This is a genomic window from aff. Roholtiella sp. LEGE 12411 (assembly GCF_015206995.1).
Lineage (GTDB): Bacteria > Cyanobacteriota > Cyanobacteriia > Cyanobacteriales > Nostocaceae > Komarekiella.
Genome location: NZ_JADEXR010000075.1, coordinates 18,965 through 27,918 on the forward strand (window position 1 = coordinate 18,965; position 8,954 = coordinate 27,918).

General features: G+C 39.1%; 10 protein-coding genes. 1 reads left to right on the forward strand and 9 read right to left on the reverse strand.

Annotated features, from left to right (window positions below; translation table 11 throughout):
- Positions 1-159: 159 nt before the first annotated feature.
- Complete coding sequence (locus IQ246_RS17085; RefSeq protein ID WP_194004547.1) at positions 160-783, reverse strand: class I SAM-dependent methyltransferase; 624 nt, start codon at positions 781-783, stop codon at positions 160-162.
- A 90-nt stretch (positions 784-873) separates the two neighbouring features.
- On the opposite strand from IQ246_RS17085, the gene hemH reads away from it, so the two are divergent.
- Positions 874-2,037, forward strand: a complete 1,164-nt coding sequence (gene hemH / locus IQ246_RS17090; RefSeq protein WP_194004548.1) for a ferrochelatase — start codon at positions 874-876, stop codon at positions 2,035-2,037.
- Positions 2,038-2,268: 231 nt separating this feature from the next.
- Here hemH and IQ246_RS17095 read toward each other — a convergent pair whose 3' ends face one another.
- From IQ246_RS17095 to IQ246_RS17130, 8 genes are all read right to left on the reverse strand, one after another.
- Complete coding sequence (locus IQ246_RS17095) at positions 2,269-2,730, reverse strand: DNA phosphorothioation-associated protein 4 (RefSeq protein WP_194004549.1); 462 nt, start codon at positions 2,728-2,730, stop codon at positions 2,269-2,271.
- Between the two features lie 114 nt (positions 2,731-2,844).
- On the reverse strand, positions 2,845-3,396 hold the full coding sequence (locus IQ246_RS17100; protein WP_194004550.1) for a Uma2 family endonuclease: 552 nt from the start codon (positions 3,394-3,396) through the stop codon (positions 2,845-2,847).
- A 217-nt stretch (positions 3,397-3,613) separates the two neighbouring features.
- Positions 3,614-3,880 (reverse strand): type II toxin-antitoxin system RelE/ParE family toxin, encoded by a 267-nt coding sequence (locus IQ246_RS17105; RefSeq protein WP_194004551.1) that lies wholly within the window; start codon positions 3,878-3,880, stop codon positions 3,614-3,616.
- Complete coding sequence (locus tag IQ246_RS17110) at positions 3,877-4,113, reverse strand: hypothetical protein (protein WP_194004552.1); 237 nt, start codon at positions 4,111-4,113, stop codon at positions 3,877-3,879. Before IQ246_RS17110 ends, IQ246_RS17105 begins: the two co-directional genes overlap by 4 nt.
- Before the next feature lie 59 nt (positions 4,114-4,172).
- On the reverse strand, positions 4,173-4,742 hold the full coding sequence (locus IQ246_RS17115; protein ID WP_194004553.1) for a Uma2 family endonuclease: 570 nt from the start codon (positions 4,740-4,742) through the stop codon (positions 4,173-4,175).
- Positions 4,743-4,753: 11 nt separating this feature from the next.
- Complete coding sequence (locus IQ246_RS17120; RefSeq protein WP_194004554.1) at positions 4,754-6,826, reverse strand: AAA family ATPase; 2,073 nt, start codon at positions 6,824-6,826, stop codon at positions 4,754-4,756.
- On the reverse strand, positions 6,823-6,996 hold the full coding sequence (locus IQ246_RS17125) for a hypothetical protein (protein ID WP_194004555.1): 174 nt from the start codon (positions 6,994-6,996) through the stop codon (positions 6,823-6,825). The genes IQ246_RS17120 and IQ246_RS17125 overlap by 4 nt, the downstream gene beginning before the upstream one ends.
- A gap of 351 nt (positions 6,997-7,347) precedes the next feature.
- The gene (locus IQ246_RS17130; protein ID WP_194004556.1) at positions 7,348-8,829 is read right to left on the reverse strand and encodes a DNA phosphorothioation system restriction enzyme; all 1,482 of its coding nucleotides are present in this window, start codon (positions 8,827-8,829) and stop codon (positions 7,348-7,350) included.
- Positions 8,830-8,954 lie beyond the last annotated feature (125 nt).

Genomic DNA, 8,954 nt, shown 5'->3' on the forward strand with positions numbered 1-8,954 from the left:
AAATCAAAGTTTTTAACCCACGGAGGTGGGTTTTGTTTGTATAGCCGCGACTTCTAGTCGCCCGGCGAGTAATAAATTAGACTTTTCAAACATCCTCTAACTAACTTCTGGCTCCTGACTCTTATCTTTTTCTATTTAGCCTTAACCTAATGAAGCGATTTATTTACGCGCTTGTATCACTTGCAGACTTCCACCTGCATACAAAGTTGATTTATCTACCTCAAACCCAGTGTTAGTTAACAATTGAGCTAAATCAGTTTTCAACAACTGCCAAGCCGTTTCTGTTTCAAACAATAGCAAAAACAGTGATAATCCAGGCCAAAAGACAGGATTAGTGGGAGCATGAAAATCCACTAACACAAATATCCCTCCTGGCTTCAATACCCGATAAACCTCTTTAATAATTTTTCGCAATTGCTCAGGTTCCATCTCGTGTAGTGCAGTGCTGGTATGTACCACATCAAATAGATAATCTGCAAATGGCATTTCCTCCGCAAAAGCTTCCACATAGTTAGCTTCTGGTACATTCTGCTGCGATCGCTGCAAAGACTTGGGTGAAGCATCCAGTCCTGTTACATTTTGAGAATATTTCACTAAAAATTGCGTCGCTTGCCCACTACCGCAGCATAAATCTAAAATATGAGTATCTGAGTGAATCGTTAAGCCTTGTAAAGCTAGTTCCCGAAAACGAGCTTCACCACCTACAATTGAGGCTGCTAAACGCGAAATTGCATCATATAGCCACTGATATTGGTAACTCCAATCCCTTAAAATAGTTGCCATTACATCTTGTCCCCCGTTTAACTTTATTTAATAAAGATATATTATTAACATTAGTAAAAAAGCTGATAAGATTTGGGGAAAATAATTGCTATGGGTCGTGTAGGCGTCTTATTACTCAATCTCGGTGGCCCCGACAAATTAGAGGATGTCGGGCCGTTTTTGTATAACCTATTTTCCGATCCGGAGATTATTCGCCTACCGTTTCGCTGGTTGCAAAAACCCTTAGCTTGGTTCATTGCCTCGCGGCGAACCAAAACATCCCAAGAAAACTATAAACAAATCGGCGGCGGTTCGCCACTGCGAAGGATCACAGAAGCCCAAGGCGAAGCTTTAAAAGAACAGTTGGGTGATTTGGGGCAAGAAGCCAAGATTTACGTGGGAATGCGTTATTGGCATCCCTATACCGAAGAAGCGATCGCTCAACTTACCCAAGATAACATCGAACGTCTGGTGATTCTGCCGCTGTACCCCCAATTTTCCATTAGTACTAGTGGTTCTAGCTTTCGGCTTTTAGAAAAGCTTTGGCAAGAAGACCCCAAACTTCAACGCATTGAATACACCGTCATTCCTTCCTGGTATAAGCAACCAGGTTATTTACAAGCTATGGCGGAACTCGTAGCCCAGGAAATCAATCAGTTTCCTAATCCTGATCAGGTTCATATCTTTTTCAGCGCTCACGGCGTTCCCAAAAGCTACGTTGAAGAAGCAGGCGACCCCTACCAGCAAGAAATTGAGGAATGTACTGCTCTGATCATGCAGACCCTCAATCGACCCAATGTCCACACCTTAGCTTACCAAAGTCGCGTTGGCCCAGTAGAATGGCTCCAACCCTATACCGAGGATGCCCTTAAAGAACTAGGCGCACAAGGCGTGAAGGATTTGGTTGTCGTCCCTATCAGTTTTGTCTCAGAACATATCGAGACACTACAAGAAATTGATATTGAGTATCGAGAAGTAGCTGAAGAATCAGGAATTCACAATTTCCGTCGCGTACCTGCTCCCAATACCCATCCAGTATTTATTCATGCATTAGCAGACTTAGTGATTGATGCGCTGAAAAACCCCAGTTTCAAACTTTCCCAAGCCGCCCAAATGAAGAAAATGGTGAAAATGTACCCCCAAGAGCGTTGGGAATGGGGTCTAACTACTAGTGCTGAAGTATGGAATGGTCGTATTGCCATGCTGGGCTTTATTGCTTTGATAATTGAGCTAATTACCGGTCAAGGTTTGTTGCACATGATCGGCCTTTTGTAACACCAATGAGGAGTTAGGAGTTTTTAACTTTTTTACTTTATAAATACTCTCTCAACAAGAAGAAGAGATGGTTCGAGACAGGTTTTCTGCTATACTCGCTATTGGTTTACCAGAATTAAATACTCAATCTTCACTTCTGCAAATATCAGAAGAATGAGGATGAACTTGATTCTGAATAGAAATATAAAGTCTATTAAAGTTAACTTTTCTTAACTTTTAACACAGGATAATTTAAGATAGGAATTTGGTTAGATCAAATTCCTCTTCTTGCTGCTCTGTATTCGTTCTTTCATAACTAAGAATCAATAAAAGTCGCTCTGAATAGTCTACTGCTCCACGCAGTTCATTTTGTATAATTTCTAAACCACCATTAGCATACTCTTCAAAAATATAAATACGTTGCTCGTCAGCTACATTATCATCACCTATAATCTTAATATTTTCTGTTTGAGTGATAGCCAATAAATTAATTAACAGAGTGAAGCTGCTAGTAAAATAATCTTGTCGCAGTGGGGATAAATCTTTAGAAATTATGTCTAAAGGAACGCGCTTTTTATATTTAACGCCCAATGCTGCTGCAAACACCATAACTTCTACATAAGTTTGAAAAGGCCCAGTTGTGTCTTTTGATGCGACTAGAGATTTCACCAACTCAGCCTTATCTTTAGCAACCCTGATTCTATTTGCAGCCATTGTTTTAATATTTACATTGTTGCTATTTTAACCGAAAGTTAAAAGCGATGCCTACGGCTGGCTACGTCAACGCACATTTACTGGATTCTTTTATACTAATTGTGTGAGCGATCGCTAAACAAACAAATTATCCACCAACATAGTCCATCCTGGTACTGCGGGTTCAGCTTCAGCCACCTCACCACGGCAATATACTTGCGGTTCTTCAGGATTACTAGCACGATATACTCTAATAACTTCTTCTTTAAGTACATCTACATCCCAAACTACCAAAGTACCAGCCGCAAAATAATCACGGCGTTTACTAGCCATATCTTTCTCAGCCTTATCACCGTAATCATTTTCACTTCTTACCTCAGCAGCAAACACAGGCACACCATTAAGAAACTTTCCGCCTGTAGGTTTACCAGTATAAAATGCAGCATCAGGACTTAAAGAACGGCGATTAGGGAGATTGACAATAAAACCGACATTATCAGGTAAAGCATAACCACTTTTTGTCAGACGTTCATAATCCCGTAGACTTGCATAAATTTCACCACCCGCACGCCCTGGTAAAAATCCAGTTGGAGACATCAGCACCAATTTCCCATTGACAATCTCTGCTTTACAATTGTCAGGTAAATGGTACAAATCTTCAATAGTTGCCTCAGTTTTAATACTCATAAAACATCTTCTAATGAGTTAAGGATAATTTAAATTTTACATCTTCTCTTCTCTCTGCGTCCTCTGCGCCTTCTCTACGAGACGCTACGCGTTGGCGGAAGCCTCTCGTAGAGAAGGCGGTTCGTTTCTCCTAAACTTATATTGACAATTGAACATCCTCATAAACAAAAGAAATAGGAAAGTGAAAATCAACACTAGTTAAATGAACTTCATCTCCTTAACTTTCATCTTTATAAATTCCGCTACGATGTCCTACTTTAATTACAGTTACTATCAAAACATCATCATCTACTTCATAAACAACTCGATAATCTCCTACTCGAATCCGATATGAATTATCACCAGCTTGTAATTTTTTTACCCCGTTTGGACGCGGTTCTATTGCCAACTCGTTGATTTTAGTTTGTATGCGCTGTTGTACGTCTATAGGTAGTTTCCTAAACTGCTTTTTCGCACCCCTTGAAAATTCCACTTCGTAACTCACGCAACATCCTTGTTTATTTCGTTTCTTATTTCGTTTTGAATTTCATCCCAAGAAACAGTACCATTAATGCGTATATCTTCCCTAGCTTCTTTAATGGCTTTTAAGTCTTCTTCATCGTCTACATCATCGATTCTTTTTAATAGTGCGTGAATTTCATCTAAAGTACTATCATAAGCTTGATGTAGCAGTACGTTAATATCTTTAATTAACTGTTCTCTTTCGTGTAGGTTCATTTTTAATCATCCTCGCATGGCTTTATTTTTTCTCCTACCGTCTCTAGTTTCCCCTCAACTTAAGCTGGAAACTGCACATCCTCATAAACCAAAGAAATAGGAAAGCGAAAATCAACACTAGTTAAATTAACCTCATCCCCTTCTTCATAAGGATGTAATTCCCAAATCCCTTTGTCATTTATACGAAAGCAATCTAAACTAATTTTTTCAGCATCAATGAGGACATATTCTTGTAAAGTCTGAATACGGCGATACTGAAGAAATTTTTTGCCTCTATCGTAAGCTTCTGTACTTGGGGAAAGAACCTCGACAATTAAACAAGGATACTGAATAAATTGAATCGCTTGTTTGTCCCTTGGATGACAACTCACCACAACATCCGGGTAGTGAAACGGCCCTTTCTCCGATACACCTACTTTTGCGTCTGCTATATTGACACGACACGCACTCCCCCGAAGGTGGCTTTTTAATGCTGAAGCCAAATTGAAAGCTATATCATTATGAGGAATTGTGCCCCCAGTCATAGCGAATACTTCACCATTGATATATTCGTATTTAATATCTTGGTGTTCTTCCCATTCCAGGTATTCCTGGGGAGTCATATACTTTGCATCTGGACTCGCAACCATAACTTTATCCTTTAAACATTACGTTCAACCGCGATAATTTCAGTATACTCAAACTCATTCGGACTTTGTTTCACCAAAGAATATCTTTCTCCACCTAACTCAATATAATCTTGTTCGCAATCTGGCTTAGATGAATAATACGTAAGCACATATTCTCTACCAATTCTCTCTGTCATTTCTGCTTCTACTTCACCACGCCACTGAGTCTTAGTAACTAAAACTATTAACTGATTCGCTAATTGAGGAATTGTCTTCGCAATGTGTCGCCGCGAATTCTCATCCAAACTACCGAAGGTTGAATCCATGACAATTGGGAAAGTACTACTATCGGGAATCATCATCATTTTTCGCTTCTCACTCCATTCCCGCACTTTGTCAATAATACTAGCTATAAAAGATAAACTGAGAATTTGATTCTCGCCCGTGGAAGCTGCTACTGGTGCTTCTATCCCTGTGGTATTTTCTACTAATGTCAGTTCATATTTATCGCTAATTTTAGGAATATATGGAGTCACAGAAATCTCAGTGAATATTTCTTGTACTCGCTTTTCTAGTTGCAGACGAAATTGTTGTTCTTGACGATTTTTCACTTCCGTTAACCGTTCAATTGCATCTTGAGTGGCGTTAATTCGTCGTTGTGCTAAACTTTGCTTATCTTCATTCAGCTTTTGCTTGGCGATTTGTTTATTCAAACCTTCAATTTCAGTTGTAAGTTGAGCAATTTGCTGCTGATTTGCACCCTGATCTCGATTTAATTCATCAATTTTACTTTCAATTTCATCTAACCGTTTTTGCAAACTACTAATTTCTTCATTAGCATCTTTTCGCAACCGTTCTTGAATATTGTCTAAATCGCCTTCAATTTGGGATATGCTTTGCCTTAATTGATTAATTCTAGTTTGTTCTCTATCAACTTCTTCCCAAAAACATATCGCTTGCTTATCAATTTCATCTACTTGAGCTATCATCCGAATTGCAGTTTCTTCTACCGCCGAAGAACCTGCTTTATTTAACCAAGTACTCACATAAGTATGAGAATGATTACCCTCGTGTAACTCTGCACCACAAATACAGCGTTGAGAATTGAGTAAATCATTGATAAATTCCTGCGAAATTCCAGAGGTTAACTCGCCGCGCTGCTTCAAATCATTAATAATTCCTCGAAACTGGGATGTAGTTTCTGACAATAAAACAGTATAACCCCGCACCGAAATCACTTTTTTCAGTGCTTCTTTAGTTTTTTTATATTCTTCTTGATTCGCCGCTTTTTGCAATTCTAAATTTTGCCATCTCTCTTGCAATTCCTTAGCAGCACTTAGTTCTCGTAAACGGTTACTTGTCTCTTTTTTAAAAGTTTGTTGATATTCTAACTCTTCTTTAATTTCAGTTTGTCGTTTGTTAATGCGTTCCCGCTCTCGTTCTATCTTTTCTTGCTGTCGTAACAGTTGTTTGGTTTGGGAATCACCAATAGCTTTTAACTCATTTTCTAGAGTTTTTTTAGCATCTCCCAAATGTCTGATAGAACGGTTTATTACCTCCACACCCAAGAAAATTTTTGTAGCTTCAGCAATTTCAGCTTTTTTATCAGAACGGACTATTTCTTCAATTCGTTCTCCGTCAAAGAAAAAATATTGATGTAAAGTAGCAGGTAAAATCTGATTAATTATATCTTCTGGTTGCTGATTTGGGATATTCCATTTGCCATCATCTGCACCAACCCACATGGTTAATTGAGTTTTGCCAGCGTCAAAGTCATTTTCGTTTTTATAACCCCGACAGACGCGTTTAACTCGATAACGTTTACCTTCATGTTCCCAGCCAATCTCTACCCAACATTCTACAGCTTGACCTCTTGGAGTTTCTGCGATCGCACGTTTATTTACTAACTGTTCTATCGATGCAAACGCTGCACTAAATTTTTCATATAATACCCAAGTAAAAGCATTTAGTAAACTAGTTTTTCCGGAGCCATTATTGCCATGAATAATCGTGGTGTTGTAAATATCTCCACCAGCAAGGCTGATCTCTGGTGTAATACGATAAAAGGAGCGAAAGTTGCACAGCTTGATTGAAGTCAGCTTCATTGCACCTCTTCCTTCACAATGTCCAAAATATTATCATTTATATGGCTGTTAATCTTCTTATCTAGCCTACCTTTTTCTAGCTTCCATACCCGCTCAATAATTTGCCGTACTTCCGACGGAGCACTGTTTATTGGCTCCTGCACATCATCGATATTCCCCTGTTGTGACATTTTTGAGTTTTAAAATATTTTCTATATTTTAACTGCTTCTATGTGTGCGATCGCCTCTCTAAAGCTACTATTAGTGTTATCTTTATTTTCCACAAATTATATCTTTAAATTTCTAATTTTTTTTTACAAAAAACGCTTTATTTTTAAAGAGTTTCCTGTTATTATTTAGATTAATAAGATTTACTTTATAATTGAATGTTAATAGCTTTAAAAATTTTGCTTACATCCAATTGTAAAGTTCTTAATATTATTCTCCCATATCAAATGCTTCTTTTCTCCAAATCCTCAAAAATTTTACAAAAAAATACAACAATCAACGTGCAAAATAGCAGATAAATCCGTAATTACTGATCAAATATCTAACAATCCATATCGCTTTTGTAAATTCAGTAACTTCATTCTCGCTTCGCCAGCGTTATCAGCTAAATCAGCGAATTCGACAAAGCGACGCAATTCTTTTTTTAACAGATTACGCTCAACTTCTATAGTTTCTCTATCTAAGTCTGGTGGTAAGACAATCATGTCAAATATGGTGGCACGTTCTTTAGTAGGATGAGGACGCAAAACTCTCCCCCGTCGCTGGATAAACTGGCGGGGATTACCAGAACTTGATAAAATCACCGCAGTTTGAATTGCCGGAATATCGACACCTTCATCTAAACAGCGAATTGCTACCAAACCTTGCAACTCACCATTTTCAAATTGATGCTGCAAAATTTCCCGTTCTTGTAATGACGTTTGTGCCGTATAGGTGCTTACCTTGTACCCTAATTCTACTCCGAGAATTTTGGCAACGGCTTTAAGTTGGCGTAGGGATGAATGTTGTCCCGCATCTTGTGAACCATCACTGCAATAGAAAAGAGTATGAGTAGTTTCGCGGCGAATTGTCATTAAATCCCGCAAAGCATTTAATTTATTTTCTGCCGCACCAATTAACCTTGCTCGTTGCATCAATAACGGCTTTAAATCTTCATGGTTCTCAAAATCCCTCGATTCGCCATTTTCCCGTTCCCGATATAATAGCGATCGCCCAATTCTTTTAGTTAATTTTAAATAAGCAATACTTTCTGCCTCAGTTAATTCTACCAAAATTGGATAGTACTGATAATGCACCAAAGCACCTTGAGCGATCGCATCCCTCAAAGTAAACTCTGGCTGGAGAACTGAGCCAAAATAATCAAATAAAGATTGCGTACCAAAGTCATCAAAATACCTTTCTGGTGTAGCCGATAAAGCCAATCGCAATCCTACACGGCGCGGTAAACTTTCTTCTAACCTGGGTGCGCCTAAGTTATGGGCCTCATCGCCAATAATTAAAGTCTTGGCGGGAAAATATTTGAGTTGAGATTGAAATCCCTCTCCAATTAAAGTGGAGTTGGTAGTGATCACCGTGACGAAACCTTGGGAGCCAGAACGCAGATTGTAAATCTGCGTAGAAAGTTGACTTTGCCAAGCGCGTAAATTCTCGAAAGCTAAGATAGGTTGCAAATTAAACTTTTCACATTCTCGCGCCCATTGAGTGACGAGATGGCGGTAAGGACAGACTACCAATAAGACTTGTAAGTTAATTTGTTGGTACAATTCACAAGCGATCGCTAGTGCTGTGATTGTTTTACCACTACCAGTTGCCATTTTTAGCGTCCCTCTGCCGTTGTTAGCAAACCAGCTATTGATAGCTTGTCGCTGATACTCGCGCAATTGCAGAGATGGAGATATTTTTGGGCATCCTGGTAGTAGTTGCTGAGTCTGGTAACGGCCCTTGCTCTCCCTTACAAATGGTAATTTGAGCTTAAAAGTGGGCAGTTGTTGCACTGGATTTGACGTCAGGTACATAAATCAACGACAAAGGTGGTGATGAATCCTAATAATTGGGCATTGGGCATTGGGCATTGGGCATTGGGCATTGGGCATTGGGCATTGGGCATTGGGTATGGGGCATGGGGCATTGGGCATTGGGC

Coding starts and splice junctions, on each gene's coding strand:
- IQ246_RS17085 (WP_194004547.1), bottom strand. CDS start 783: ATGGCAACTATTTTAAGGGATTGGAGTTACCAATATCAGTGGCTATAT.
- hemH (WP_194004548.1), top strand. CDS start 874: ATGGGTCGTGTAGGCGTCTTATTACTCAATCTCGGTGGCCCCGACAAA.
- IQ246_RS17095 (WP_194004549.1), bottom strand. CDS start 2,730: ATGGCTGCAAATAGAATCAGGGTTGCTAAAGATAAGGCTGAGTTGGTG.
- IQ246_RS17100 (WP_194004550.1), bottom strand. CDS start 3,396: ATGAGTATTAAAACTGAGGCAACTATTGAAGATTTGTACCATTTACCT.
- IQ246_RS17110 (WP_194004552.1), bottom strand. CDS start 4,113: ATGAACCTACACGAAAGAGAACAGTTAATTAAAGATATTAACGTACTG.
- IQ246_RS17115 (WP_194004553.1), bottom strand. CDS start 4,742: ATGGTTGCGAGTCCAGATGCAAAGTATATGACTCCCCAGGAATACCTG.
- IQ246_RS17120 (WP_194004554.1), bottom strand. CDS start 6,826: ATGAAGCTGACTTCAATCAAGCTGTGCAACTTTCGCTCCTTTTATCGT.
- IQ246_RS17125 (WP_194004555.1), bottom strand. CDS start 6,996: ATGTCACAACAGGGGAATATCGATGATGTGCAGGAGCCAATAAACAGT.
- IQ246_RS17130 (WP_194004556.1), bottom strand. CDS start 8,829: ATGTACCTGACGTCAAATCCAGTGCAACAACTGCCCACTTTTAAGCTC.